At 73.9% G+C, this 24,364-nt stretch carries 23 protein-coding genes and 1 riboswitch; of the genes, 10 read left to right on the top strand and 13 right to left on the bottom strand.

Features of this window, described 5'->3' with window-relative positions:
- Window positions 1-261: 261 nt before the first annotated feature.
- From AC060L_RS22820 to AC060L_RS22830, 3 genes are read right to left on the bottom strand one after another with little or no spacing between them, the layout of a single operon-like run.
- A complete protein-coding gene (locus AC060L_RS22820) occupies window positions 262-1,818 on the bottom strand; it encodes a precorrin-2 C(20)-methyltransferase (RefSeq protein ID WP_483800718.1) in 1,557 nt (518 codons plus the stop codon).
- Window positions 1,815-2,441 carry a precorrin-8X methylmutase gene (locus AC060L_RS22825; protein WP_483800719.1) on the bottom strand — a complete coding sequence of 209 codons (627 nt, stop codon included), beginning with the start codon at window positions 2,439-2,441 and terminating at the stop codon, window positions 1,815-1,817. Before AC060L_RS22825 ends, AC060L_RS22820 begins: the two co-directional genes overlap by 4 nt.
- Window positions 2,438-3,769, bottom strand: a complete 1,332-nt coding sequence (locus AC060L_RS22830; protein ID WP_483800720.1) for a hypothetical protein — start codon at window positions 3,767-3,769, stop codon at window positions 2,438-2,440. The genes AC060L_RS22825 and AC060L_RS22830 overlap by 4 nt, the downstream gene beginning before the upstream one ends.
- Window positions 3,770-3,992: 223 nt before the next feature.
- Here AC060L_RS22830 and AC060L_RS22835 point away from each other — a divergent pair, with 223 nt between their 5' ends.
- The 3 genes from AC060L_RS22835 to AC060L_RS22845 all read left to right on the top strand — a co-directional run bounded on the left by AC060L_RS22835 (window position 3,993) and on the right by AC060L_RS22845 (window position 9,916).
- Window positions 3,993-4,712: a PDZ domain-containing protein gene (locus AC060L_RS22835; RefSeq protein ID WP_483800721.1), complete on the top strand. Its 720-nt coding sequence runs from the start codon at window positions 3,993-3,995 to the stop codon at window positions 4,710-4,712.
- Window positions 4,713-4,835: 123 nt separating this feature from the next.
- A riboswitch (cobalamin riboswitch) is annotated at window positions 4,836-4,982 on the top strand.
- 111 nt (window positions 4,983-5,093) lie between these two features.
- Entirely contained in the window at window positions 5,094-8,723 is a 3,630-nt protein-coding gene (cobN, locus tag AC060L_RS22840) for a cobaltochelatase subunit CobN (RefSeq protein WP_483800722.1), read from the top strand.
- 524 nt (window positions 8,724-9,247) lie between these two features.
- Window positions 9,248-9,916 (top strand): RICIN domain-containing protein, encoded by a 669-nt coding sequence (locus AC060L_RS22845; RefSeq protein ID WP_483800723.1) that lies wholly within the window; start codon window positions 9,248-9,250, stop codon window positions 9,914-9,916.
- Window positions 9,917-9,997: 81 nt separating this feature from the next.
- Here the strand turns inward: AC060L_RS22845 and AC060L_RS22850 are convergent, their stop codons facing one another.
- Both AC060L_RS22850 and AC060L_RS22855 read right to left on the bottom strand, forming a co-directional pair.
- On the bottom strand, window positions 9,998-10,654 hold the full coding sequence (locus AC060L_RS22850) for a class I SAM-dependent methyltransferase (RefSeq protein WP_483800724.1): 657 nt from the start codon (window positions 10,652-10,654) through the stop codon (window positions 9,998-10,000).
- 72 nt (window positions 10,655-10,726) lie between these two features.
- Complete coding sequence (locus tag AC060L_RS22855) at window positions 10,727-11,071, bottom strand: ArsR/SmtB family transcription factor (RefSeq protein ID WP_483800725.1); 345 nt, start codon at window positions 11,069-11,071, stop codon at window positions 10,727-10,729.
- A 77-nt stretch (window positions 11,072-11,148) separates the two neighbouring features.
- Here AC060L_RS22855 and AC060L_RS22860 point away from each other — a divergent pair, with 77 nt between their 5' ends.
- Window positions 11,149-12,297 carry a cation diffusion facilitator family transporter gene (locus AC060L_RS22860; protein ID WP_483800799.1) on the top strand — a complete coding sequence of 383 codons (1,149 nt, stop codon included), beginning with the start codon at window positions 11,149-11,151 and terminating at the stop codon, window positions 12,295-12,297.
- Between the two features lie 23 nt (window positions 12,298-12,320).
- On the opposite strand, the gene AC060L_RS22865 is transcribed toward AC060L_RS22860, so the two are convergent.
- From AC060L_RS22865 to AC060L_RS22875, 3 genes are read right to left on the bottom strand one after another with little or no spacing between them, the layout of a single operon-like run.
- On the bottom strand, window positions 12,321-13,022 hold the full coding sequence (locus tag AC060L_RS22865) for a zf-HC2 domain-containing protein (protein WP_483800726.1): 702 nt from the start codon (window positions 13,020-13,022) through the stop codon (window positions 12,321-12,323).
- Window positions 13,019-13,615, bottom strand: coding sequence for a sigma-70 family RNA polymerase sigma factor (locus AC060L_RS22870; RefSeq protein WP_483800727.1), 597 nt, complete (start codon window positions 13,613-13,615; stop codon window positions 13,019-13,021). The genes AC060L_RS22865 and AC060L_RS22870 overlap by 4 nt, the downstream gene beginning before the upstream one ends.
- Window positions 13,616-13,633: 18 nt before the next feature.
- Window positions 13,634-14,239, bottom strand: a complete 606-nt coding sequence (locus AC060L_RS22875) for a hypothetical protein (RefSeq protein ID WP_483800728.1) — start codon at window positions 14,237-14,239, stop codon at window positions 13,634-13,636.
- Window positions 14,240-14,435: 196 nt separating this feature from the next.
- Between AC060L_RS22875 and AC060L_RS22880 the strand changes: the two genes are divergently transcribed.
- Window positions 14,436-15,563: a damage-control phosphatase ARMT1 family protein gene (locus AC060L_RS22880; protein WP_483800729.1), complete on the top strand. Its 1,128-nt coding sequence runs from the start codon at window positions 14,436-14,438 to the stop codon at window positions 15,561-15,563.
- Between the two features lie 25 nt (window positions 15,564-15,588).
- On the opposite strand, the gene AC060L_RS22885 is transcribed toward AC060L_RS22880, so the two are convergent.
- From AC060L_RS22885 to AC060L_RS22905, 5 genes are all read right to left on the bottom strand, one after another.
- Window positions 15,589-16,035, bottom strand: coding sequence for a DUF4232 domain-containing protein (locus AC060L_RS22885; RefSeq protein ID WP_483800730.1), 447 nt, complete (start codon window positions 16,033-16,035; stop codon window positions 15,589-15,591).
- Window positions 16,036-16,448: 413 nt separating this feature from the next.
- On the bottom strand, window positions 16,449-17,123 hold the full coding sequence (locus AC060L_RS22890) for a vitamin K epoxide reductase family protein (protein ID WP_483800731.1): 675 nt from the start codon (window positions 17,121-17,123) through the stop codon (window positions 16,449-16,451).
- The gene (locus AC060L_RS22895) at window positions 17,120-17,950 is read right to left on the bottom strand and encodes a thioredoxin domain-containing protein (RefSeq protein ID WP_483800732.1); all 831 of its coding nucleotides are present in this window, start codon (window positions 17,948-17,950) and stop codon (window positions 17,120-17,122) included. The genes AC060L_RS22890 and AC060L_RS22895 overlap by 4 nt, the downstream gene beginning before the upstream one ends.
- Window positions 17,951-18,034: 84 nt before the next feature.
- A complete protein-coding gene (locus tag AC060L_RS22900) occupies window positions 18,035-18,709 on the bottom strand; it encodes a hypothetical protein (RefSeq protein ID WP_483800733.1) in 675 nt (224 codons plus the stop codon).
- Between the two features lie 87 nt (window positions 18,710-18,796).
- The gene (locus AC060L_RS22905; RefSeq protein WP_483800734.1) at window positions 18,797-19,567 is read right to left on the bottom strand and encodes a class I SAM-dependent methyltransferase; all 771 of its coding nucleotides are present in this window, start codon (window positions 19,565-19,567) and stop codon (window positions 18,797-18,799) included.
- A gap of 154 nt (window positions 19,568-19,721) precedes the next feature.
- On the opposite strand from AC060L_RS22905, the gene AC060L_RS22910 reads away from it, so the two are divergent.
- From AC060L_RS22910 to AC060L_RS22930, 5 genes are all read left to right on the top strand, one after another.
- The gene (locus AC060L_RS22910; RefSeq protein ID WP_483800735.1) at window positions 19,722-20,648 is read left to right on the top strand and encodes a lysylphosphatidylglycerol synthase transmembrane domain-containing protein; all 927 of its coding nucleotides are present in this window, start codon (window positions 19,722-19,724) and stop codon (window positions 20,646-20,648) included.
- A gap of 123 nt (window positions 20,649-20,771) precedes the next feature.
- Complete coding sequence (locus AC060L_RS22915; protein ID WP_483800736.1) at window positions 20,772-22,208, top strand: dihydrolipoyl dehydrogenase family protein; 1,437 nt, start codon at window positions 20,772-20,774, stop codon at window positions 22,206-22,208.
- 28 nt (window positions 22,209-22,236) lie between these two features.
- Window positions 22,237-22,605 (top strand): thioredoxin, encoded by a 369-nt coding sequence (trxA, locus tag AC060L_RS22920; protein WP_483800737.1) that lies wholly within the window; start codon window positions 22,237-22,239, stop codon window positions 22,603-22,605.
- A 46-nt stretch (window positions 22,606-22,651) separates the two neighbouring features.
- A complete protein-coding gene (locus tag AC060L_RS22925) occupies window positions 22,652-22,897 on the top strand; it encodes a hypothetical protein (RefSeq protein ID WP_483800738.1) in 246 nt (81 codons plus the stop codon).
- Window positions 22,898-23,260: 363 nt separating this feature from the next.
- Window positions 23,261-24,283: an isopenicillin N synthase family dioxygenase gene (locus AC060L_RS22930; protein WP_483800739.1), complete on the top strand. Its 1,023-nt coding sequence runs from the start codon at window positions 23,261-23,263 to the stop codon at window positions 24,281-24,283.
- The last annotated feature ends 81 nt before the right edge of the window (window positions 24,284-24,364 follow it).

A 24,364-nucleotide genomic window follows, 5' to 3' on the forward strand; every position in this document is an offset into this window, starting at 1 on the left:
CCGGGCAGACTCAAAGGGGCGAGCGCCAGCGGGGCACGGACCCCCCCCCCGGGACGGGGGACGCGGGCCCGGCGCGATCCGCTCGGGCCGGCTCGCCGGCCCGGCATCCGCGCAGCTCAGCGGCCGTGCGACGGCCGACTGCGGACGGGCCCGCGGCCGGCCGGGCGAGCCGGCGGCCGGCGAGCCGTCGGGCAGCGCGCGGCCGGGCGCGGTTGAACACATTCGATCAAACCCGCCGCCGGGCGGGCCGCGGTGGCCGGATCAGCTCTCCGGGTAGCGGCGCGGCGTCCAGACCACCTGGCGGCCGTCACCACGGTCGACCGCCTGGGTCTGCGAGGAGCCGATCAGCAGGATCGTGCGCATGTCGACCTCGGCCGGGTCCAGCTCCGCCAGGCTGACCGTGCGCACCCGCTCGGTCGGGCCGCCGACGTCCCGTGCCATCACCACCGGGGTGTCCGGCGCGCGGTGCTCCAGCAGCAGGTCGCGGGCCAGCCCGACCTGGGTGGTGCGGCTCTTCGAGCCCGGGTTGTACAGCGCGAGCACCAGGTCGGCGGCGGCCGCCGCGCGCAGCCGCTCCGCCACCACGGCCCACGGCTTGAGCCGGTCGGAGAGCGAGACCACCGCGTAGTCGTGGCCGAGCGGCGCACCGGCCCGGGAGGCGGCGGCGTGCGCGGCGGTCATGCCGGGCACGATCCGCACCGGCACCTCGCGGTACGCCTCGCCGCAGGCCACCTCCAGCACCGCCGTGGCCATCGCGAAGACGCCCGGGTCGCCGGAGGAGACCACCGCGACCCGGTGGCCGCGCCGGGCCAGGTCCAGCGCGAACTCGGCGCGCTCGGACTCCACCTTGTTGTCCGAGCCGTGCCGCTGCTGGCCGGGGCGGACCGGCACCCGGTCCAGGTAGGTCGTGTAGCCGACCAGGTCGGTCGCACCGGCCAGCGCACCGCGCGCCTCGGCGGTCAGCCAGAGCGGGCCGGCCGGGCCGAGCCCGACCACCACGACCTCGCCCCGGCCCGGCTCCGGCTCGCGCGCGGGCCGGTTGAGCGGGCTGGGCACGACGGCGACCGCGAAGTACGGCACGCTCTCGGGGTCCACCTCGGCCAGCGGCGCGGTCCGCTCACCCGCCATGGTGGCGCGCTCCACGTACTGCGCCTCGTCGAGCCGGCCGGCCCGCTCCAGCGCCCGGCGCACGGTCGGGAAGGTGCGGCCGAGCTTCATCACCACGGCCGCGTCGGTGCCGGCCAGCCGGGCGGTCAGCTCCTCCTCGGGCAGCGTGCCCGGGATGATGGTCAGCACCTCCTCCGCCTCGACCAGCGCGGTGCCCAGGCGCGCGGCGGCCGCGCTGACCGAGGTCACGCCGGGCACCACCTCGGTCGGGTAGCGGTGCGCCAGGCGCTTGTGCATGTGCTGGTACGAACCGTAGAAGAGCGGGTCGCCCTCGGCGAGCACCGCGACGTCCCGGCCGGCGTCCAGGTGGGCGGCGAGCCGGGCCGCGGCCTCCTCGTAGAACTCCTCCAACGCGCCCCGGTAGCCGCCGGGGTGGTCGGTGGTCTCCACGGTGACCGGATAGACCAGCTGCTCCTCGATCTGACTGCCCGTCAGATAGCGCTCGGCTATCGAGCGGGCGATCGACCGGCCGTGCCGGGCGCTGTGGTAGGCGACCACATCGGCCCGGCCGATCAGCTCGACGGCCCGCACGGTCAGCAGCGAGGGGTCACCCGGACCGAGCCCGATCCCGTACAGCCGGCCGGTCGCGCCACCGCCACCCTGCGGGTCCGCCTGAGGTCCTGCCTGAGGTTCTGTCTGACGATCCGTCATTCGACCTCACTCGCAATCGCGTTGAGCGCGGCGGCGGCCATCGCACTGCCGCCGCGGCGGCCGCGGACCACCAGGTGCTCCAGGCCCGAGGGGTGCTCGGCCAGCGCCTGCTTGGACTCGGCCGCGCCGATGAAGCCCACCGGGACGCCGATCACCGCGGCCGGGCGCGGCGCGCCCGCCTCGATCATCTCCAGCAGCCGGAAGAGCGAGGTCGGCGCGTTGCCGACGGCGACCACCGCGCCCTCCAGGTGCGGCAGCCACAGCTCCATCGCGGCGGCACTGCGGGTGTTCCCCAACTCGGCTGCCAGGCCCGGAACTCGCGGGTCGGAGAGGGTGCAGATGACCTCGTTGTCGGCGGGCAGCCGCTTGCGGGTCACGCCGCTGGCCACCATCGAGACGTCGCACAGGATCGGCGCACCGGCCCGCAGTGCGGCACGCGCCGAGGCGACCACGCCCGGGGTCCAGAGCAGGTCGGCGACCAGGTCGGTCATCCCGCAGGCGTGGATCATCCGCACCGCGACCTGGGAGACGTCGGCCGGCAGACCGGCCAGGTCAGCCTCGGCGCGGATGGTGGCAAAGGACTCGCGGTAGATCGCCGCGCCGTCCTTCTCGTACTCGATCACGTGGTCCTCCGGGCGGCGGCGACGGCCGCTGCCATCTCTTGGTTCGGCACTTCTGCTGCGCTGTCGGCCGGCTGCGCGCCGCCACCGGTCCGGTGTACCCGGTAGCCGCCGGTGGTCGCGAGGACGTCGACGTACGGGCCGGCCGGGTGGCCGCAGCGGCGCTCGCAGCCCGACCAGTGCACCGGGAGCAGCGGCGGCTCCCGGTCGTCCTGCCGGCCCCGGTGGCCCTGCTGATCCCGGTGGGTGGCGGTCGACGGGGCGGCGTCCAGTGCGGCGGCCGCGTCGGTGCGCACGTCGGCGAGCGACTTCGCGCAACCGGGCGCACCGGTGCAGGCGGTGGCCTGCTCCCACGGCGAGCCGGGGTCGGTGCGCAGGCCGGCGGCGGCCAGCCGTGGCAGTTCGGCGGGCGCCGCACCCGGCAGCACCACACCGCGCCACGGGGTGACCCGCAGCCCGCCGGAGCTCGCCGCGACCAGGGCCCGCCACTGCTCGGCGCTCGCCCGGCCGAACCGCAGTCCGACAACCAGGGCCTGTCCGGGCGCACCCGTGAGGACCCCGACCTCGGGACGACGGCCCGGCTGCGCCGGCAGCGGCCGGCGGCTCAGGCCGAGCCGCTCGGCCAGCACGGCGCCGGTCGGGTCGGCCTCGCGGATCCGCCAGCCGCCACTGCGCAGCCGGACGAACTCCTCGGCCGCCGCGAGCGCGTCCGCCGGTCCGGCCACCGGAGCGCACCAGTCGGCGCGGCCGAGCCGCAGCAGCGCACCGGCGCCGTCGGTCGGCGCGGCGGCAGCAGCACCGTCGGTGGCAGCGCCGTCGGTGGCAGCGATCAAGGTCACATCGGCGTCCAGTGACGCGACGTCACCGCGCCCGTCGTCCAGCGCGAAGAGGAACCGTCCGGAGAGCTCACGGGCGGTCACCGAGTCGCAGATCAACGCGTCCAGCTCACGCACCCAGGCCGTCAGGTCGCGGCCGCCGTCGAGGCCGGCGAGCGGCGAGGCGACGATGTTGCGCACCCGCTCGTGCGCATCGGACGGCAGCAGCCCGACCGCGCGCAGCCGGGCCGCGAGCTCCGCGCCCGCGTCGGCCGGCAGCCCGCGCAGCTGCACGTTGCCACGCGAGGTGGTCTCCAGCGAGCCGTCCCCGAGCTGCTCGGCGGCGCGGGCCAGCGCGAGCGCCTGATCCGCCGCCAGCAGACCGCCGGGCACCCGGACCCGGGCCAGCGCCCCGTCGTCGGCGGCATGCAGCCGCAGCGCGCCCGGGCAGGCGTCGTCACGCCCCCGACCAGCCCGGACGGGGGCAGGCTCGGAGGAGGCGGGTGAGGGTGACATGGCCGCGAGCATACCGATGATCCGACCGGACGTATGCCCCGCAAGAAGCGTGATCCGCGTCTCCAGCGACATGACCCGACTGCGTACCACTGCTGCTACAGCGGGGTCACAAGTGACAGAAGGGACAGACGGGACTGGTACGGTCGTTCGCTGCCGCGCCATCAGAGGGCGGCCGTCACACGATCACCGCGTGGTGATCCGCTGAACAACGGGGGAGCACGACATGAGCGCATTCGGCGCACGCACAACCATGCTCGGATTCGTCACGCTGGCCGCGATCGGCTCGCTGGCCATGACCGCCTGCGGGCCCGACGAGACCACCGGACCGAGCACGGCCGGCACGTCCGCAGCCGCAGCCGCACCGAGCAAGTCCGCCGCAGCATCGCCGCTCGCACCGACCGGTGCGGCGGCGCCGACCGGCGCGCCGACCAGCCCGGCGGCAAGCAAGAGCGCCGGCGGCACCGGCGCCGCGACCGGCGGAAGCGGCACGGACGCCAAGGCCGGCCAGACCTTCAAGATCGGCCAGCCGGCCCAGTTCCCGTTCACCTACGGCAGCACGAAGGGCACCATCGCGCTGACCGTCACCTCGATCGAGGCCGGCAGCCCGGCCGACCTCACCGCGCTCAAGCTCGGTGACCAGGCGGCCGGCAAGGTCCCGTACTACATCCACTTCTCGGTCAAGAACACCGGCAGCACCGACCTGTCCTTCTCCAGCGTGACCCAGATCAAGGGGCTGCTGCCGGACGGCACCGAGGCCCAGGACCTGATGATGATCGGCCAGTTCGACAAGTGCCCGAACAACTCGCTGCCGAGCGGCTTCACCACCGGCCAGACCGCGACGAGCTGCGCGGTCGCGCTCGCCCCGTCGGCCTCCACGAAGGTCACCGGAGCCGAGTACTGGGGCGACCCGTTCACCCTGGGCAAGGGCCTCACCTGGAAGTAGCCCACACCCGGCGGTGATCCGCCCGACGACAGGCCCCCGGGCCGGGACGTGCGCCACGGCGGGCCGCGCGTCCCGGCCCGTGCGCATGGCAGCACGCCCGCCCACCCACCATTTACCGGTCGGTCTAAGATGTCGCCGGACGGGCCGTCGGCCCGTGCACGCCAGTGACGGCGCGGGGAGGAAACCGGTGCGAAGCCGGTGCGGTCCCGCCACTGTGACCACGGCTCAGCGGCCGTGGCAGCCAGGAACTCCCGGCCGTCCCTTCACGCGCCCCCAGCCTGTGGCCGGGGGCACTCCCATCGGGGCGCGGACCCCGAGGAAGGCCCGCCGAATGTGCATCGCCATGCCCGTGACCGCCCACCGCGCCGGGAGGGCCGCCGCGTGATCCTGCTCCTGTCGACCTCCGACACCGACCTGCTCTCCGCCCGCGCGTCCGCCGGCCCGGTCCCGTACCGGCTCGGCAACCCGGCCCGGCTCGCCCCCGAGGACCTGCCCGCGCTGGTCGAGGGCACCGACCTGGTGGTGGTCCGGCTGCTCGGCGGCCGCCGCGCCTGGCAGGAGGGCCTGGACGCGCTGCTGGCCGGCCCACGCCCGGTGATCGTGCTGAGCGGTGAGCAGGCCCCGGACGCGCAGCTGATGGAGCTGTCCACCGTCCCGGCCGGCCTCGCCGCCGAGGCGCACGCCTACCTCGCGCACGGCGGCCCGGCGAACCTGGCCGAGCTCGCCGCCTTCCTCTCCGACACCGTGCTGCTCACCGGCCACGGCTTCGCGCCGCCCGCCTCGGCGCCCGACTGGGGTCCGCTGGAGCGCACGCCGCGCCGCACCGAGGGCCCGTCCGTCGCGGTCCTCTACTACCGCGCGCACCACATGAGCGGCAACACCGCGTTCGTGGACACGCTCTGCGCGGCGATCGAGGACGCCGGCGGCCAGGCCCGCCCGTTCTACTGCTCCTCGCTGCGCGGCGCGCCCGCCGAGCTGCTCGCCGAACTCGGCGCCGCCGACGCGATCGTGACCACCGTGCTGGCCGCCGGCGGCACCCGCCCCGCCGAGGCACAGGCCGGCGGCGACGAGGAGGCCTGGGACGCCGGCGCACTGGCCGCGCTCGACCGGCCGATCCTGCAGGCGCTCTGCCTGACCTGGTCGCGCGAGCAGTGGGAGTCCAGCGACGACGGCCTCTCCCCGCTGGACACCGCGACCCAGGTCGCCGTCCCGGAGTTCGACGGCCGGCTGATCACCGTCCCGTTCTCCTTCAAGGAGCTCGACGAGGACGGCCTGACGGTCTACGCGGCCGACCCCGAGCGCGCCGCCCGGGTCGCCGGGATCGCGGTGCGGCACGCCAGGCTGCGGCACATCCCGGCCGCCGAGCGGCGGTTGGCGCTGGTGCTGTCCGCGTACCCGACCAAGCACGCCCGGGTCGGCAACGCGGTGGGCCTGGACACCCCCGCGAGCGCGGCCCGCCTGCTGCGCCGCCTGCGCGACGAGGGCTGGGACCTCGGCGAGGGCTTCCCCGGCATGGAGCCGGTGGAGGGCGAGCACGAGGGCGACGCGCTGATCAAGGCGCTGATCGAGGCCGGCGGTTACGACCAGGACTGGCTCACCGAGGACCAGCTGGCCCGCAACCCCGTCCGGATCCCGGCCGCCGACTACCGCCGCTGGTACGCGACGCTGCCCGAGGGCCTGCGCGGCGACGTCGAGGAGCACTGGGGCCCGGCCCCGGGCGAGCTGTACGTGGACCGCAGCCAGAACCCGGACGGCGACATCGTGCTCGCCGCGATGCGGGCCGGCAACCTGCTCGTGCTGGTCCAGCCGCCGCGCGGCTTCGGCGCCAACCCGGTCGCCATCTACCACGACCCGGACCTGCCGCCCTCGCACCACTACCTGGCCGCCTACCGCTGGATCGCGGCCGCCCAGGCCGACGGCGGCTTCGGCGCCGACGCGGTGGTGCACCTCGGCAAGCACGGCAACCTGGAGTGGCTGCCCGGCAAGACCGCCGCGCTCTCCGCCGACTGCGGCCCGGACGCCGCGCTCGGCGACCTGCCGCTGATCTACCCGTTCCTGGTCAACGACCCGGGCGAGGGCACCCAGGCCAAGCGCCGGGCGCACGCGACCCTGGTGGACCACCTGGTCCCGCCGATGGCCCGCGCCGAGAGCTACGGCGACATCGCCCGGCTGGAGCAACTGCTCGACGAGCACGCCAACATCGCCGCGATGGACCCGGCGAAGCTGCCCGCCGTCCGCGCGCAGATCTGGACGCTGATCCAGGCCGCCCGGCTCGACCACGACCTCGGCCTCGACGAGCGGCCCGAGGACGACGGCTTCGACGACTTCCTGCTGCACGTCGACGGCTGGCTCTGCGAGGTCAAGGACGCGCAGATCCGCGACGGACTGCACGTGCTCGGCCAGGCGCCGGCCGGCACCGACCGGGTCAACCTGGTGCTGGCGATCCTGCGCGCCCGGCAGATCTGGGGCGGCGTCAGCGCGCTGCCCGGCCTGCGCGAGGCGCTCGGGCTGGACGAGGCCGCGCTGACGCTCGGCGCCACCGACGCGGCCGAGGCGAAGGCGCGCGAGCTGGTCGAGGCGATGGAGGCGGCCGACTGGGCGCCAGAGGCCGTCGCGAAGGTGACCGTCGCGAAGGTGGCCGAGGGCCTGGCGCCCGCCGTCGCCGAGGTGCTGGACTTCGCGGCCCGCCAGGTCGTCCCCCGGCTGGCGGCCACGGTGGACGAGCTGGACGCCGTGGTGCACGCGCTGAAGGGCGGCTTCGTGCCGGCCGGCCCGTCCGGCTCGCCGCTGCGCGGGCTGGTCAACGTGCTGCCGACCGGCCGCAACTTCTACTCGGTGGACCCGAAGGCGGTGCCCAGCCGGCTCGCCTGGGAGACCGGGCAGGCGCTGGCCGCCTCGCTGGTCGAGCGCTACCAGGCCGACAACGACGGCGCGTTCCCGCCCTCGGTCGGCCTCTCGCTCTGGGGCACCAGCGCGATGCGCACCGCCGGCGACGACATCGCCGAGGCCTTCGCGCTGCTCGGCATCCGCCCGGTCTGGGACGACGCCTCGCGCCGGGTGACCGGCCTGGAGACGATCGACGCCGCCGAGCTCGGCCGCCCCCGGATCGACGTGACGCTGCGCATCTCCGGCTTCTTCCGGGACGCGTTCCCGCACGTGGTCGCGCTGCTGGACGACGCGGTGCGCCTGGCCGCCGCGCAGGACGAGGCGCCCGAGGACAACTTCGTCCGCGCCCACGTGCAGGCCGACCTGGCCGAGCACGGCGACGAACGCCGGGCCACGGTCCGGGTGTTCGGCTCGCGCCCGGGCACCTACGGCGCCGGCCTGCTGCAGCTGATCGACAGCCGCGACTGGCGCACCGACGCCGACCTCGCCGAGGTCTACACGGTCTGGGGCGGCTACGCGTACGGGCGCGGGCTGGACGGGCGGCCGGCCCGCGAGGAGATGGAGACCGCGTACCGGCGGATCACCGTCGCGGCGAAGAACACCGACACCCGCGAGCACGACATCGCCGACTCGGACGACTACTTCCAGTACCACGGCGGCATGGTGGCCACCGTGCGCGCGCTGACCGGCTCCTCCCCCGCCGCGTACATCGGCGACTCGACCCGCCCGGAGACGGTCCGCACCCGGACGCTGACCGAGGAGGCGGCCCGGGTCTTCCGCGCCCGCGTGGTCAACCCGCGCTGGATGGAGGCGATGCGCCGGCACGGCTACAAGGGCGCCTTCGAGATGGCCGCCACGGTGGATTACCTGTTCGGCTACGACGCGACCACCGGCGTGGTCGCGGACTGGATGTACGAGCGGCTGACCCAGGAGTACGTGCTGGACCCGGTCAACCGCGAGTTCCTGACCAGCGCCAACCCCTGGGCACTGCACGGGATCAGCGAGCGACTGCTGGAGGCCGTCGAGCGCGGCCTGTGGGCGGAGCCGGACCCGGAGCTGCTGGCCGAGCTCCAGGCGGCGTTCCTGGAGGCGGAAGGCGACCTGGAGGACGACGGCCAGGGCTGACCACGACGGAAGATCAATAATGCGGGCCCGAACGGTAGTTGTACCGTTCGGGCCCGCATTATTGTTACTGTCACTCTATTTTGAGAGTACTTGCCATGCCTTTATGTCCTCTATAACGTCGCATACGGATCAATGTTCTGCACCCGTATCGCTCGATCTCTGAGGACAGCACATGCGCTTGACCTCCTCCCCCTCGTGAACGAGGGCGATTCCAACCCTCACGGGTCGGGCTTTCTGCTTCACAGCCGACTGCCGACCTGGGGCTACCAGCAAAGGGACGGTGTACCGCCCATCGGTCTTACATCCGCTCCACAGACCTGACTTCCCGCCAGCCCGGCGGTAGGCCCGGCCGACTTGGTTCTCGCCGACCGGGCACCACCAAGACTACCACCCGTTCGGACTCGCTCACTGTCCGCAGTGGTTCGGCGGTCCGCCTTGGCGGTGAAACGCCGCTTCCCGACCTGCTCCACAGGAAGTCCGTCTCCTCCTCCGGCTGAAGCCGGGGGTCTCCTCGGAGGTATCAGATGAACCGGTTCGGACTCGCCCTCGCCGTCGGCACGAGCATCCTCGCGCTGAGCGCGACCGCCCAGGCCGCCCCGCACCACGGCTCCCCCGCCGAGCTCGCGGCCCCAGCCCACCCCGCCGCTGCCGCGCCGACCGGCCCGGCGGCCGACAAGCAGATCGTCGATCTCGGCTCGCTCGCGCAGCTGCCCGCCGGTCCGGTCCACGGCCAGGACGCCACACCGAACACTCCCGCCAAACCCGGCACCACCTACCGCACCACGGCGTTCACCAACAACCACGGCGGCCAGTGCCTGGACGGCGACCGCAACACGATCCCCAACAACGGCGCCAAGATCCAGCTCTGGGGCTGCAACGGCTGGGACAACCAGACCTGGTACTGGACGCCGGTCGAGGGCCAGCCGGCCGGGTACTACACGCTGCAGAACGGCGAGTCCATGCAGTGCTTGGACGGCGACACCAACACCATCCCCAACAACGGCGCCAAGGTGCAGCTCTGGGGCTGCAACGGCTGGACCAACCAGACCTGGTACTGGAACGGCAACACGCTGCAGAACACCGACCAGTGGGAGTGCCTGGACGGCGACCTCAACACGATCGGCGGCAACGGCGCCAAGGTCCAGCTCTGGGCCTGCAACGGCTGGGACAACCAGAGCTGGACGTACCACTGAGCAGCCGCTGAGCACCCGCCGAGCGCCTGATCATGTGACCGCATGACCAGCTGATCGCGTGCTGCCGAGCGACCGTCCCGCTCAGCAGTGCGCGATCAGCGCATACCGCTCGTCCTGCACCGGGTGACCCCAGAGCACCGGGTCCGCCGAGAGCTGCTCCACCCGGAGCTCGGTGACCAGCGGCCGAACCGCCTCGGCCAGCGTCCGGGCGCCGACCCCGCCCGCCCACGGCAGCCCGTCCGCGCCCGGGACGTACGGCACCGGCTCGGCGGGCTGGCGCCAGCGGCCCTCGATCAGCACGAGCCTGCCCCCGGGCCGCAGCCGGGCCGTCCACTCGCGCAGCGCGGCGTGCGGATCGGGCAGCGTCCACAGCAGGTGACGGACCAGCACCACGTCGAACCGGGCGTCACCGGTGGGCGGCGCGGCCGCATCACCCACCAGGAACTCACCCGCCAGGCCGGCCTCGGCGAACTTCACCCGGGCCTGCTCGACCATCGCGGCCGCGCAGTCCACGCCGGTGACCCGGTGGCCCGCCGTCGCGGCGAGCAGCGCGAGCGAGCCGGTGCCGCAGCCCGCGTCCAGCACCTCGGCCGGACCGGCGGGCAGCCAGCCGGCGAGCCGCTCGGCCCAGGCCTGCCGGGTGTCGGCGGCCCGCAGGCCGTGGTCCGGCTCCTGATCGAAGGCGGGGGCGGCGTCGTTCCAGTACGCGGCGATGGCGGTGCTGATCGTCTCGGGCATACCGTGATCCTCCCAGCCGGCACTGACACTTCTGACGGATCGTCAGGCCGCCGTTGGCGCGCCCGTCTGCGGTCAGTCGTGCGGCGGCAGGTGGCCGATCTGGTGGTCCGCCATGTTGAACGCCTCGGTGACCAGCCGCCGCAGGTGCCCGTGCCGCAGCGCGTAGACCACTCGGCGGCCCTCCTTGCGGGTGGTCACCATGCCGGCCAGCCGCAGCTTGGCGAGGTGCTGGCTGACCGACGGCCGCGCGGCATCGCAGGCCTCGGTCAGCGTGCTGACGTCCGCCTCGCCTTCGCTCAGCCGGTGCAGCAGCGCGAGCCTGGTGCGGTCGGCGAGCAGGCCGAGCAGCTCGGCGGCGACGGCGAGCCGTTCGCGCTCGTCCGGCTGTTGCGCAGGATGTGCACCTGATAGGTGCATGCGTGCACTCATATGCACATAATGGAGTGTGCGGGCGGGTGATGTCCACCTGCATCGGCGAGCGGGAGGACGGGCGGATGAACGGCCACAAGCAGCACGAACACGGTCAGCACGAACACAAGCAGCACGAGCAGAAGCAGCACGATCACGACCACGGCCACAGTCACGAGCACGGCCACGGCCACGGGCATGCGCACGAGCACCACCGGCACCGGCCCTCGCGCTGGGCCGAGCTGCGCCACCGGCTCGCGCACGCGCTCACCCCGCACAGCCACGAGCCCGCCGACCAGATCGACGCCGAGCTCGAAGCCTCCGCCGAGGGCCTGCGCACGCTCTGGATCTCCCTGGGCATTCTCGGTCTGACCGCCGCCGTGCAGGCCGTGGTCGTGCTGTTCTCCGGTTCGGTCGCACTGCTCGGCGACACCGTCCACAACGCCTCCGACGCGCTGACCGCCGTCCCGCTCGGCATCGCCTTCGTGCTCGGCCGGCGCGCCGCGACCCGCCGCTTCACCTACGGCTTCGGCCGCGCCGAGGACCTGGCCGGCGTCGCCGTCGTGCTCACCATCGCGGCCTCCTCGGCGCTGGCCGGCTGGACCGCGATCGACCGCCTGCTCAGCCCGCACCCGGTCAGCCACCTGCCCGCCGTGGCCGCCGCCGCGCTCGCCGGCTTCGTCGGCAACGAGTGGGTGGCCCGCTACCGGATCCGCACCGGCCGCCGGATCGGCTCCGCCGCGCTGGTCGCCGACGGCCTGCACGCCCGCACCGACGGCTTCACCTCGCTCGCCGTGCTGCTCGGCGCCGGGGGCGCCGCGCTCGGCTGGCGGCTCGCCGACCCGATCGTCGGTCTGCTGATCACGATCGCGATCGCGCTGGTGCTCAAGGACGCGGCCCGCGAGGTCTGGCGCCGGCTGATGGACGGCGTCGACCCGGCGCTGGTGGACACCGCCGAGGTCGCGCTGCTCGCCGTCGAAGGCGTGCACGGGGTGCGCGAGCTGCGGCTGCGCTGGCTCGGCCACCAGCTGCGCGCCGAGGTCGCGATCGAGGTGGACGGCACGCTCACCGTGCAGGCCGCGCACCGGCTGGCCGTCGAGGCCGAGCACGCGCTGCTGCACGCACTCCCCCGGCTCACCGCCGCCCTGGTGCACGCCGACCCGGCGCCCGCCCGGGGCGAGGCCGACCCGCACGCCCGCCTCGCCCACCATCACCGGCCGGCCCTGGCCGGCTGACGCGGGCCTAAGGCCTGTCCGGATCAGTTCGCCGGGATCGAGACCAGCACATGACCGTCCGCCAGGTCGCGGACCTCGAAGTGGCTGATCTCGCTCGGGTGGTAGCCGGTGCCGCCGGAGGTCCGCAGCTCGGTGCCGGGCTGCTGCCCGTAGCCGGCGAACGGCACCTGCCAGCTGGTCACGGTCTGTGGCTGCCCCTGCACCGGCACCGCGACGAGCGCGCAGTCGCGCGGGCCCGCCACGCCGCCGAAGGCTAGCGTGATCGCGCTGCCCCAGCCCTCGCCGGTCACCCCGACGGTCGCGTTCACCCCGCCCGGCCCGGTCGCGCTGTGCTGCACGGCGGCCACCGCGGTGACCGACTGTGCCGGGCCGTCCAGCACCGCCGCCGTCACGGCCGGCCCGCCGATCACCAGCACCGCCGCCACCGCGACCAGCCACAGTCGCCTGGTCCGCCGGCGGCGGCGGTCCGCGGCCACATCAAGGAGCAGCCCGTCGAGCAGCCGCGGGCTCGGCCCGGGTTCCGCCGCCGTCGGCCCGAGCTCGTCCAGCAGTCCCGGCAGGCTGCCGAGTTCGGCGATCTCGGCGGTACAGCGCGGGCAGTCCGCCAAGTGCACCTCGAAGGCCACCCGATCCGCCTCGTCGAGCACGCCGAGGACGTAGGCGCCGGCATCCAGATGCCGGTCCACTCTGTCCTGGGGGTCCTGCGGGACCCGGGGCGCGTTCACGACGTTACTCCTCGCTCCTCTAGCGCCAGCTTCAGCGAACGCAGCGCGTAGAACAACCGCGATTTCACCGTACCGGCCGGTACGCCAAGCACCACCGCCGCCTCGGGGACGGTCAGCCCCTTGAGGTACGTCTCGACGATCACCTCACGGTGTGCCGCGGTGAGCGCACCGAGCGCGTCGCTGATGGTCATCATCCGCAGCGCGCGGTCGAGCTCGTCCTCGGCCGGGAGCAGCTCCAGCGGCGCGGAGTCGGTCTCCGGCGGGCGGGCCGCGGTGCGCCGGTGCGCGTCGATCACGATCCGCCGCGCGACCGTGACCAGCCAGGGGCGCACCGATCCGGCCGCGACGTCGAGCCGGTCGGCGTGCCGCCAGGCGCGCACCAGGGTCTCCTGGACCACGTCCTCGGCCCGCTGCCGGTCGCCGCCGACCAGGTGCAGCACGAAGCCGAACAACGGCCCGGCGTGTTCCCGGTAGAGCGCACGCATCAGCTCCTCGTCGGCGCCGGTCGAGCCGGCCCCCCGGGGTTCATCGGTCACAAGACCATCCTGGCGCACCCGTACCTCCAGGTCGAGCGGCACACTCACGCCCACCATGCCTCATCCGACGACCCGTCAGTATCCGCCGCCGGCGGGCGTGCTCGGCGCCGGAGTCGCGGGCGCGGTGGGGCTGGTGGAGCCGGTCGCCGGCGCGCCGGCCTTGGCGCCGCTCGGCGTCACCGCCCACCAAGTCCCGCCGATGCCCTGGCCGTTGGTGTCCCCGGCGGCGGTGTCACCGGAGAACCGGTAGAGCGGCCAGCCGTTCAGCGTCAGCTGCTTGGTCCCGTCGGCCCGGGTGATGGTGCCGATCGTGCCGCTCACCCCGGTGCCGGTCGGCGTCCCGGCGGGTGCGACGGCGGCCGGCCAGGTGCTCGCGCAGTCGCCGGTGCAGTTGGACGTCGGCGGCTTCGCACTGTCGTTGTCGAAGCGGTAGAGCGTGTGGCCACTGCTGTCGGTGATGATCTGGCCCAGCTTGGCGTTGCTCGTCACCATCAGCGCGGCCGACGCGGCGGGCGTTCCGGACGAGCCCGGGGTCATGGGTGCCGAGGCGGACGGCGCGGGCGAGCTGCCGGTCGCCCCGGACCCGCCGGAGTGACCGCTCGACCCGCAGCCCGCGACGAAGGCGAGCGCGGCAACCCCGGCGGCCGCCGTCAGCACTCCGGCACGACGATAGGTGGACATCTTGGCTCTCCCCACACGCGAAGCATCGGATCCCCCTGGTGGAGCGGCCACGCGCCGCTCCGACCAGGGGTACGCAGGCGCCGGACCAGGCGTTCAACCGGCGCGGAAGCAATCTCGCGACCTGTGCCTCGCGACCTGTGCGCAGAAGATCGACCTGCGCGCTGAAGACGCGGGAGATGCGGGAGATACTGCGCGGGTGACCAGCGCACTCGTGATCCGCAGCGCCGAGCCCGGCTCGTTCCCGCACGCCGTCTTCCACCAGCGCCACCCGAAGCTCGTCCGGCAGCTGCTCGACGGCCTGCCGTACGGCCCGGCCGAGCGCGCCGGCCTGCGGCGGCTGCTCTCCGAGAGCACCACCGGCGTGCTGGAGCCGCCCGCCGACGAGCGGTGGCGGGCGTTGGGCGAGGAGTACTGGGGGCTGCCCTGGGGCGAGGCGCCGTTCCTGTGGGCCGAGAGCTACTTCTACCACCGGCTGCTGGAGGCCATCGGCTACTTCGCGCCCGGCGCCTGGCACGGCGTCGATCCGTTCGCGCCGGTCAAGGAGGCCGAGCTGGCGAGCGCCACCGTGGACGCCGAGCTGGCCGCGCTCGGCACGCTGCCCGCCGCGCCGCGCGAGGCGCTGCTCGCCTCGGCGCTCTGGGGCAACCGGGCCGACCTCGGCTTCCAGCTCACGGCGGGCGAGCAACAGGGCGCCGGCGCCGGGCTGGTGGTCGACGAGAGCGCGCAGCTCTGGGCCCTGCTGGAGGCATCGCCGGGCGGGCGGGTCTGCCTGGTCGCCGACAACGCGGGGCGCGAGCTGCTGCCCGACCTGATGCTGATCGACCACCTGCTGACCAGCGGGCTCGCCGCCGAGGTCGCGCTCTACGTCAAGCCGCACCCCTACTACGTCTCCGACGCGACGACGGCCGACACGCTCGCCGCGCTGCGCCGGCTGCGGACCGCGGCCGAGCCGGCCGCCGAGCGGATCGGCCGGCGGCTCTGGCAGGCGGTGGGCGAGGGCGTGCTGGCCATCCGCACCCACCCGTTCTTCTGTGACCCGCTGCCGTTCCACGACCAGCCCGCCGAGCTGCGTGCGGAGTTCGCCGGCGCCACGCTGACCATCGTCAAGGGCGACCTCAACTACCGCCGGCTGGTCGGCGACCGCTCGTGGCCGGTGAGCACGCCGTTCGCCGAGCTCACCGCGCACTTCCCGACCCCGGTGGCCGCGCTGCGCACGCTCAAGTCCGAGGCGCTGGCCGGGCTGCCGGCGTCGGCCGCCGCGGCGGCGGACGGCGCCGCCTGGCGCACCGACGGCAGCCGGGCGCTGATCCAGCTGCGGCCCTGACCGTCGGCTCCCTGCCGACCGGGCGTTACGCGGTGATCGGCCCGATGGTCAGTGCGTGGATGCTCGGGCCGGCGCAGTGCTGGGTCTGCCAGGGGACGAAGATCGCCGCCTTGTCGCCGGGCGGGTAGACCCGCAGGCCCTGGGCCGGGGCGAGCTGGCACTGGCCCGGGTCGTAGCCGCCGACGCCGTTGCTGTCGTGCAGGACGGCGCGGGCGGTGCCGTGCGCCTTCAGCGTGACGGTGCCGTACGAGTCGCCGGTGCGAGTGGCCGGGTTGCCGGACTGGACGCCGCCGGTGGCGACGTACGAGACGCCTGGGTAGCCGCTGAGCGTGCACGGGTGGTCGGTGGTGTTCGTGAAGACCAGCGTGGCGTAGTACTGGCCGGCGCCCACGCTCCCGTCGGTCAGCGCCGCCTGGAGGCCCGCGGCGGTGCAGGTCGGCAGCAGCGTCCCGGTGGAGCTGCCGACGGGCACGGCGCCGGACCCGCTAGCCGACGCGCCGCCCGTACGGCCGGTGGCACCGGTACCCCCGCTACCGCCCGTGCTCCCGCTACCGCCGGCACCGCCCGTACCGCTCTGCCCCCCTGCACCGCTCTGCGCCGAGGTCGGCGACGCCGGTCCGGCCGAGGCGGTGACCGACGCCGAGCAGGCGGCCAGGCCCAGTCCCGCCGCGCCGAGGACGGCAACGAGTCCAACAGTTCGACCGGCTCGGCCGGTTCGGCCACGTCGAGCAAGCACAGCGAGCCCCCTTCGTTCGATCGGGCGGTACCCGTATCGACCGTATGCCCGGGCTCGCGCCGGCTACCCGCTCGGTACAGTCCTGTGGCAGAACCAGGTCAGAGCCGTGACGGGACGCAGCCGGGGGATCATCAGCTGATCAGATCAGGTCAGATCAACGTCCGCCAGTAGTACCAGAACCGGTTGAGCACCATCAACGCGATCACGGCGTACCAGAGCACCGGGACCACCCAGTGGTACCGGTTCAGCTCGCGCACCAGCGGCCGCAGCCGGTCAGCGACCGGGATCACCCCGGTCCGCAGGTTGTGCAGCGTGGTGTACCAGAAGAGCGCGATCGTCACCGCCCAGACCACCATGCAGTACGGGCAGACCGCGCCGATCGAGTACAGCGTCTGGCTGATCAGCCAGTGCACCAGCACCAGCCCGACCGTGCAGCCCGCCTGCAGCCCGAGCCAGTACCAGCGGCGGTAGCGCGCACCGGCCGCCAGGCCCGCCGCGGTGGTCAGCAGCACGGCGAAGGCGACCAGTCCGAGCAGCGAGTTCGGGAACCCGAGCAGCTCGGCCTGCCAGGTGCGCATCACCGATCCGCAGCTGATGACCGGGTTGATGTTGCAGCTCGGCACGTAGTTCGGGTTCGCGAGCAGGCGCAGCTTGTCGTAGGTCAGCATGCCGGAGGCGAAGAGACCGAGGCCGCCGGTCACCCAGAGCAGCCAGGTGTAGGCACGGCTCGGCGCGTACCGGGCCGCCCGGGTGTCGGCAGCGATGTCGGCAGCGGTATCGGCGGCGGTATCGGCGGCGGCCGGGCCGTGCGTCACCGCCGTCATGACGCACCGACCGTCTGCTTGATCAGCGCCGTGAACTGCTGGCCGCTGATCGGCGCGCCGGTGCTGTTGTCGAAGAGCGTGAGCGCCTTGCCGTCCAGCTTCATCGTCGGGGTGCCCTGCACGCCGCTGTTGTTGAACGCCGCGGCGACCTTCTCGGCCCACGGCAGGTAGGTGCCGTTCTTCACGGCGGCGGTGAACGCGTCGGTCTTCAGGCCGGGCACCTTGCCGGCCAGGTCGAGCATCTTGTTGACGTCGCCGAAGCCGTCGGTCTGCTCGGACGGCTGGTTCGCGTAGAGCACGTCGTGGAACTTCTTGAAGTCGTCCACGCTCTGGTTGAGCGCCGCGCCGGCGGCGGCCAGCGCGGTGATCGAGCCCTTGCCGCCGAGGTTGCCGTCCAGGAAGGCGGCCATGTGGTACTCGATCTTGTAGTCGCCCGCATCCGCGAGCTGCTGCACGGTCGCGCCGTTGCCGGTCTCGAACTTCTCGCAGATCGGGCAGCGGAAGTCCTCGTAGACGGCGAGGGTGTGCGCGGCATTCGGGTTGCCGTAGACGACCGTCGTACCGTCCGTGCCGCCGGCGTGCGCCGGGACGACCACCGGCGCCGAGCTGCTCGGCCCACCGGCCGAGGCGTTCGAGCTGCCCGCGCCGAGGATGGCGACCGCCACGCCGCCGACGAGCGCCACCGCCACGGCGGTCGAGACACCGATCACCACCCGGCGGCGGGTCTTCTCGGCGCGCTGCTCACGGGCGCGGGCCTCCTGGAGGCGCTCACGGCGGGCGGCGATCTTCTGGTCGTTGGTCAGCTTGTTGTTCGAGGTGTTGCTCATGGGATGCGTCCTGTCCGCGCGAGGAAATGAGGGGCGTCGGCGGCGCACGCCGCCGGCCGCCCCCGCAGGACGCGGAAGACGGGCTCAGCAGGCGAGCGCGAACGACGCCGGCGGACCGCGGCGGCGGGACGGGCTGAGCGGGAGGTCCTCGGTGGGCGCGTGCTCGCGGCGCGGTTCCGGCAGCGGTGCACCGGGTGCGGGGCGGACCGGGAGCGGGGCGAGCAGCAGCAGCGCGCGCAGCGCGTCCGGCGCGAGCCGGGTGAGCGCGCCGATCAGCTCGGGCAGCCGGACCAGCGCGGCGTCGGCGAGGCGCAGCCAGAGCGCGGCCAGCAGCGTGACCGCGACGTGCACGGCGAGCAGCAACAGCTCCAGCAGCGCCGGGGCGAGCGAGAGCTGCCCGCCGCCGATGCCGTCGCCGAGCGAGCCACCGCCGCAGACCATCAGGTCGAGCCCGTGGCCGCCGTGCCCGGCGAGTGCTCCGGTGCCGGGCGGCGGGGCGGCGCAGGTCGCCTGGCCGAGGTTGAAGGTGGTGTTGAGCAGCAGCTCCACCGGCAGCAGCAGCGCGGCGATCTGCGTGAACCCGCGCTCGGCGCCGGCGATCAGCGCCGCCAGGCCGAAGACCACCAGGGCGGCCAGTGCGACCACGGTCAGCGGCAGCGGTCGGCCGGTGACCAGGACGTGACCGGCGGCAGCCAGCGGCACCGCGAGCGCGGCGAACACCGCCGCGCGCAGGGTCCGGGTCTTTCGGCAGCCAGTCACGATCCGGAGTATGCCATGGCCCGACCGTCGAAAACGAGGCCGCTGCACCACCTAAAAGTCCGATAAGTGCCTGCTGAGGCGGCCCCGCTACCGCTTGCGCGCCTCGATCAGGAACCGGCTGGCGTGCGCGACGAACGGCCCCTCGCGCTCGATCTGCTCGTGCAGCTCGCGCAACCGGTCCCGGTACTGCGCCACGGTGAAGCCGGGCACCATCCAGATCACCTTGCGCAGGAAGTACACGACCGCCCCGATGTCCCTGAACTCGGTGCGCAGCCGTTCGAAGCGCAGGTCCACCACGTCGAGCCCGGCGGCCTCGGCCTGCCGCCGCTCGTCCTCGTGGTGGCGGCCGCGCCGGACCGACTCCGGCTGCGGGCCGAGGAAGTACTCGACCAGCTCGAAGACGCTGGAGTGCCCGACGTGCTGCGCGAAGTACGTACCGCCGGGTTTCAGCACCCGGACGATCTCCGCCCACCAGACGGTCGCGGGGTGGCGGCTGGTGACCAGGTCGAAGGCCGCGTCGGCGAACGGCAGCGGCGGCTCGTCCGGGTCGGCGACCACCACGGCGCCCAGCGGGTGGAGCAGCGCGGTCGCCTTCGCGACGTTCGGCGGCCAGGACTCGGTCGCCGCCATCAGCCGGGGCAGCTTCGGCACCCCGGCCAGCACCTCGCCGCCACCGGTCTGCACGTCCAGCGCGGCCGAGGCCCCGGCCAGCCGCTCGCCGAGCAGCCGCTGGTAGCCCCAGGAGGGGCGCTGCTCGCTGGCCCGGCCGTCCAGCCAGGAGAAGTCCCAGCCGGCGACCGAGACCTCGTCGGCCTCGGCCACCAGCCGATCGAACGTAGCGTCGCTGTCGGGTGCCATATCGTGCATTTTCGCCGCAGAACCACCCGACACGCGAGCGATTTAATCTCCCGCTCACCCGTTCGGTCCTGTGGGAGCATGCAGCGTGACGACGGGTATATCCGAAGCGCGTGACACGCGCCGACCTCGCTGGGCAAGGCCACGCACGCTGATCATGGTGGCCGGAGCCGCCTCCTTCGCCGCGCTTCTCTACTTCCAGGGGACGGCCTCGCACGTCGACCCGGTCGGGTTGATCCTCAGCGCCGATCCGGCCTGGCTGGCGCTCGCGCTGGTCGCGATGGCGGTCAGCTACCCGCTCGCGGCGCTCGGGTTCCTCGGCTTCGTGCCGGAGCGGATCCCGTTCGTCCGCGCCGTGCTGGCCCAGCTGTCCGGTGCCTTCGTGAAGCTGGTCGCCCCCGGCGGCTTCGGTGGCATCGCGCTGAACACCCGGCTGCTCCAGCGGGCCGGCATAGCGCCGGGCCGCGCGGTCTCCAGCGTGGGCGCCAGTCAGCTGGTCGGCTTCACGCTGCACATGCTCCAGCTCGGCTTCTTCGTCTGGCTCTCCGGAGCCCAGCCGGACTCGGCCACCTCCTCGCACGGCTCCGGGCACAGCACCGAGCTGGTCCTCACGGTCGGCGCCGCGGCGGCCGGCGTGCTGCTGGCGGTCGCCTTCGCGGTGCCGCGGCTGCGGCGCTGGGCGCTGGCCCGGCTGCGGCCGCTGACCGAGGACTCGCTGGTCCGGCTGCGGGAGCTGCTGCGGCACCCCCGCCACCTGGCGGTCGGCGTGCTCGGCCAGCTGCTGATCTCGACGGCGCTGATCGGCTGCCTCTACTGCTGCGTGCGGGCGACCGGCGCGGACCCGCGCTTCTCGACCGTCGCGGTGGCGTTCCTGGTCGGCAACGCGATCGGCTCGGCGGCGCCGACGCCGGGCGGCCTCGGCACCGTCGAGGTGAGCACCGCGGCCGCGCTCGGCAGCACGACCGGGCTCGGCGCCGCCGCCATGATGGCGCCGGTCGTGCTGTTCCGGCTGATCACCCTGCTGCTCCCGGTGCTGCCGGGCTGGGCCGCGCTCGGCTGGCTGCAGCGGCGCGAGGCGCTCTGAGACACCCTGGGGCGCTCTGAGGCAACAGGGGTGCACCGGGAGAGCGGTTTTGACCCACCGTCAAGCCTCGTTCTGCCGCAGGATGGTGCCGACCACAGCGCGATCGACGAACCGGGAGTACCGATGAGCACCGAAACCTACGACGTAGTGGTCCTGGGCGCCGGCCCGACCGGGGAGAACGTGGCCGACCGGACCCGGGCGGCCGGGCTGAGCACCGCCGTGGTGGAGAGCGAGCTGGTCGGCGGCGAGTGCTCGTACTGGGCCTGCATGCCGAGCAAGGCGCTGCTGCGCCCGGTGGCCGCCCTGGCCGGCGCCCGCGGCGTGGCGGGCTCGCGCGAGGCGGTCGGCGGCCGGCTCGACGCCGCCGCCGTGCTGGCCCGCCGGGACGACTTCGCCTCGCACTGGAAGGACGCCGGCCAGGTCTCCTGGCTGGAGTCGACCGGCGCGGTGCTGGTCCGCGGCGAGGGCCGGCTCGACGGGCCGCGCCGGGTCGTGGTGCGCACACCGGACGGCGGCGAGCGGGTGCTGGCCGCCCGGCACGCCGTCGTCGTCTGCACCGGCACCCGGGCCGTGCTGCCGCACGACGTACCCGGGCTGGCCGAGGCCCGGCCGTGGACCAGCCGGGAGGCGACCAGCTCGCCGACCGTGCCGGCCCGCCTCGTCGTGGTCGGCGGCGGCGTGGTCGGCGTCGAGATGGCCACTGCCTGGCAGGCGCTCGGCTCGCAGGTCACGCTGCTGGTGCGCGGCGAGCGCCTGCTGCCGCGGATGGAGCCGTTCGCCGGTGAGCTGGTCGCCGCCGGGCTGACCGCCGCCGGCGTGGACGTACGGCTCGGCGCCGACGTCACCGAGGTGCGCCGGACCGACGGCGTGGTCACCGTCTCGCTCGACAGCGGCGAGCCGTTGCAGGCCGAGGAGGTGCTGTACGCGACCGGCCGGGCGCCGCGCACCGAGCGGCTGGGCCTGGCGAGCATCGGGCTCGCCGACGGCTCCTGGCTCGCGGTGGACGAGAGCTGCGCGGTGCGCGGCGTCGAGGGCGGCTGGCTGTACGCGGCCGGCGACGTCAACCACCGGGCGCTCCTCACCCACCAGGGCAAGTACCAGGCCCGGATCGCAGGCGCGGCGATCGCCGCCCGCGCGCTCGGGCAGCCGGAGCAGACCGGCCGCTGGGGCGCACACGCGGCCACCGCGGACGTCGCGGCCGTGCCGCAGGTCGTCTTCACCGAGCCCGAGGCCGCCTCGGTCGGGCTGACGGCGGCCGAGGCCGAGCGGGCCGGCCACCGGATCCGGGTCGTCGACTACGAGCTGGGCCGGGTCTCCGGCGCCTCGCTCTTCGCCGACGACTACCAGGGCCGGGCCCGGATGGTGGTGGACGAGGAGCGGCACTGCCTGCTCGGCGTCACGTTCGTCGGCGCCGGGGTCGGCGAGCTGCTGCACTCGGCGACGGTGGCGGTGGTCGGCGAGGTGCCGATCGAGCGGCTGTGGCACGCGGTGCCGTCGTACCCGACGATGAGCGAGGTCTGGCTCCGGCTGCTGGAGACCTACCGCGACCAGGCGGAATAGGCCGACAAGAGGGGTGGTTGATCGCAGCATGACTACCGTGGAACTCACCAAGGACAACTTCGACGAGGTCGTGACGAGCGACTCCTTCGTGCTGATCGACTTCTGGGCGTCCTGGTGCGGACCGTGCCGCAGCTTCGCCCCGGTGTACGACAAGGCCGCCGAGACCCACCCGGACCTGGTCTTCGGCAAGGTGGACACCGAGGCGCAGCAGGAGCTCGCCGCCGCGTTCGGGATCAGCTCGATCCCGACCCTGGCGATCATCCGGGACAACGTGCTGGTCTTCGCCCAGGCCGGCGCCCTGCCCGCCCCCGCGCTGGAGGACCTGATCCAGCAGGCCCGGGGGCTGGACATGGACGAGGTACGCGGCAAGATCGCCGCGGAGAACCCGCAGACCTGAGCCGGTTGTGACTGGGAAGTCGGCCCGTTCGACTTCCCAGTCACCGGTGGCGCATCCCGAGCAGCAGGTCAACAGTTTTTTCGGCCAGTACCGGTCGGCCGTCGTCCAGCAGAACTCACCGGAACAGGCCGCTCTGGTCCGCCGGCAGTGCCTGACCGAGCAGCTGAACGGCGAGCTCGACCGGTGGGCGGCGGGCCACCGCTGCGACCCCGCTTTTCGCTGCCGGAACGCCCCAACCGACTGGTCGGTCGCCTGCACCGGAAGCGGAGCGGGCCACTCCGGCGTCGTCTGACCGAGCACTGGGCGGGCGGCGGCAGGACGGCTGTTCGGTACCGGGCGCGGCTGGCTGATCTCGCTATCGACGGGCTCCAGGACGCGCCCGCATAATCGACGGTCATGCGCTCCACAGTTACGCAGGTCACAGTCCGTCCGCCGCCCCAGCCGTCTAACCTGGTGGACGTGCTTCTACTCGTCAGCCGTCGCCACGTGGACCTGCTCCGCGTCACGAGCATGTCCTGTCGACGCTCCCGCTGACCCCGATCTCCCTCACCTTCCAGGTCCCCGGCACCGGGAGGCACGGCCCATCTGCGCCGCGCTCCCGGTCCCCCCGGCCACCGCCGGGACGGCCGGGCCGAGCCCAGCGGATGTCACCCTCATGTCGCAGCAGCACACCACCACCCAGGCCGACAGCCTCCCCGTGATCGACCTGGCCGCCGCCGATGGCACAGCGGAGCAGCGGGCCGCGTTCCACGCCGCGCTGAACCGGGCCGCCACCGAGGTCGGCTTCTTCCACCTGATCGGCCACGGCGTCAGCGAGCAGGAGACCGTCGAGCTGACGGCCGCGATGCACGCCTTCTTCGCCCTGCCGGAGGCCGAGCGGCTGGCCATCAGCAACCTCAACTCCCCGCACTTCCGCGGCTACACCCGGATCGGCGACGAGCGCACCGGCGGGCGCAGCGACTGGCGCGACCAGCTCGACATAGGTCTTGAGCTGCCCGAACACCGCCCCGGCAACAACGAGCCGGACTACTGGTGGCTGGAGGGCCCGAACCAGTGGCCGGCCGGCCTGCCGGAGCTGCGCACCGCCTCGCTGCACTGGATCGACCGGCTGAGCGCCGTCGCCGAGCGCCTGCTGCACGAGCTGCTGACCGCGATCGGCGCCAAGCCCGACTTCTACGACCAGGCCTTCGCCGGTCACCCGCACCTGCGGCTCAAGCTGGTCCGCTACCCGGGCACCGCCCCCGACGGCGGCGGCCAGGGCGTCGGCGCGCACAAGGACTACGGGTTCCTCACGCTGCTGCTGACCGACGGCGTGGCCGGCCTCCAGGTGGAGCGCGGCGACGGCAGCTTCCTGGACGTGCCGCCGATGCCGGGCGCGTTCGTGGTCAACCTCGGCGAGCTGCTGGAGGTGGCCACCGACGGCTACCTGAAGGCGACCAACCACCGCGTGGTCAGCCCGCCCGGCGGTCGCGAGCGGTACTCGGTGCCGTTCTTCTACAACCCGCGCCTCGACGCGCACATCGACCCGCTCGACTTCCCGCAGGCGCACCACGCCCCGGGCGCGACCGAGGACCCGGCCAACCCGCTCTTCGCCGAGTTCGGCCGCAACGAGCTCAAGGGCTACCTACGCGCCCACCCCGAGGTGGCCCGCCGCTACCACGCGGAACTCGCGAGCTGACCCCGGCGAGACGGGCCCGGGGGGGGGGGGGGGAAAAAAAGAGCCACCACTCCACACGGGAGGTGGACACCCATCCCCCCC

Source organism: Kitasatospora sp. NEAU-69, assembly GCF_057158765.1.

What these genes read in the sequence shown, in the direction of transcription:
- AC060L_RS22845 (WP_483800723.1), top strand. Translation starts at nt 9,248, where the DNA reads ATGAACCGGTTCGGACTCGCCCTCGCCGTCGGCACGAGCATCCTCGCG.
- AC060L_RS22910 (WP_483800735.1), top strand. Translation starts at nt 19,722, where the DNA reads ATGGTGGCCGGAGCCGCCTCCTTCGCCGCGCTTCTCTACTTCCAGGGG.
- AC060L_RS22895 (WP_483800732.1), bottom strand. Translation starts at nt 17,950, where the DNA reads ATGAGCAACACCTCGAACAACAAGCTGACCAACGACCAGAAGATCGCC.
- AC060L_RS22890 (WP_483800731.1), bottom strand. Translation starts at nt 17,123, where the DNA reads ATGACGGCGGTGACGCACGGCCCGGCCGCCGCCGATACCGCCGCCGAT.
- AC060L_RS22820 (WP_483800718.1), bottom strand. Translation starts at nt 1,818, where the DNA reads ATGACGGATCGTCAGACAGAACCTCAGGCAGGACCTCAGGCGGACCCG.
- AC060L_RS22875 (WP_483800728.1), bottom strand. Translation starts at nt 14,239, where the DNA reads ATGTCCACCTATCGTCGTGCCGGAGTGCTGACGGCGGCCGCCGGGGTT.
- AC060L_RS22870 (WP_483800727.1), bottom strand. Translation starts at nt 13,615, where the DNA reads ATGGTGGGCGTGAGTGTGCCGCTCGACCTGGAGGTACGGGTGCGCCAG.
- AC060L_RS22860 (WP_483800799.1), top strand. Translation starts at nt 11,149, where the DNA reads ATGAACGGCCACAAGCAGCACGAACACGGTCAGCACGAACACAAGCAG.
- AC060L_RS22850 (WP_483800724.1), bottom strand. Translation starts at nt 10,654, where the DNA reads ATGCCCGAGACGATCAGCACCGCCATCGCCGCGTACTGGAACGACGCC.
- AC060L_RS22835 (WP_483800721.1), top strand. Translation starts at nt 3,993, where the DNA reads ATGAGCGCATTCGGCGCACGCACAACCATGCTCGGATTCGTCACGCTG.
- AC060L_RS22855 (WP_483800725.1), bottom strand. Translation starts at nt 11,071, where the DNA reads ATGCACCTATCAGGTGCACATCCTGCGCAACAGCCGGACGAGCGCGAA.
- AC060L_RS22905 (WP_483800734.1), bottom strand. Translation starts at nt 19,567, where the DNA reads ATGGCACCCGACAGCGACGCTACGTTCGATCGGCTGGTGGCCGAGGCC.
- AC060L_RS22930 (WP_483800739.1), top strand. Translation starts at nt 23,261, where the DNA reads ATGTCGCAGCAGCACACCACCACCCAGGCCGACAGCCTCCCCGTGATC.
- AC060L_RS22915 (WP_483800736.1), top strand. Translation starts at nt 20,772, where the DNA reads ATGAGCACCGAAACCTACGACGTAGTGGTCCTGGGCGCCGGCCCGACC.
- AC060L_RS22830 (WP_483800720.1), bottom strand. Translation starts at nt 3,769, where the DNA reads ATGTCACCCTCACCCGCCTCCTCCGAGCCTGCCCCCGTCCGGGCTGGT.
- trxA (WP_483800737.1), top strand. Translation starts at nt 22,237, where the DNA reads ATGACTACCGTGGAACTCACCAAGGACAACTTCGACGAGGTCGTGACG.